The organism is Bremerella sp. JC817 (assembly GCF_040718835.1).
Lineage (GTDB): Bacteria > Planctomycetota > Planctomycetia > Pirellulales > Pirellulaceae > Bremerella.
Genome location: NZ_JBFEFG010000037.1, coordinates 1 through 466, shown reverse-complemented (window position 1 = coordinate 466; position 466 = coordinate 1). Strand labels below are relative to the sequence as shown.

1 pseudogene is annotated in these 466 nt (G+C 70.4%); it reads right to left on the bottom strand.

What is annotated here, in order from left to right:
• Nucleotides 1-466, bottom strand: a pseudogene (locus AB1L30_RS00175) (histidine kinase); the annotation flags it as partial.

The following is a 466-nucleotide window of genomic DNA, read 5'->3' as shown; positions in this document are numbered from 1 at the left end:
GGCGACCCGGAGGGCGGCGGTCCGGTCGAGGACGGTCTGCTCGATCCCGTCCCGGGTGACCTCCAGGCGGGCCTGCCGCTCGGCGATGGCCTGCATCTCCCGGACGCTCCGCAGGCACGACCAGATGAGGAAGATGTCCTCGAAGGCGACCCAGCCGCTATGCTCGATCCATCGGAACCGCTGGAAGTAGGGGACCCCGTAGATCGAGGCCGGCCAGACCATCCCCCGGATCAGGTGGTCGAGCACGACGACGGCCGAGGCCGTGACCAGCACCCGCCAGTCCCGGTAGAAGGCCAGCAGCGCGAGCGACCCGAAGATGTGGAAGTGCGTCTCGATCCGGCCGCCGGTCAGGTGGATGAGCAGGGCCCCCATCAGCGACTGGCCGACGGCGACGGCGTGCCGGGTCGAGGCCGCCCCGGGGCGGGTGAGCACCAGGAGCACCGGCAGGCTGACGCATAATAAGTCC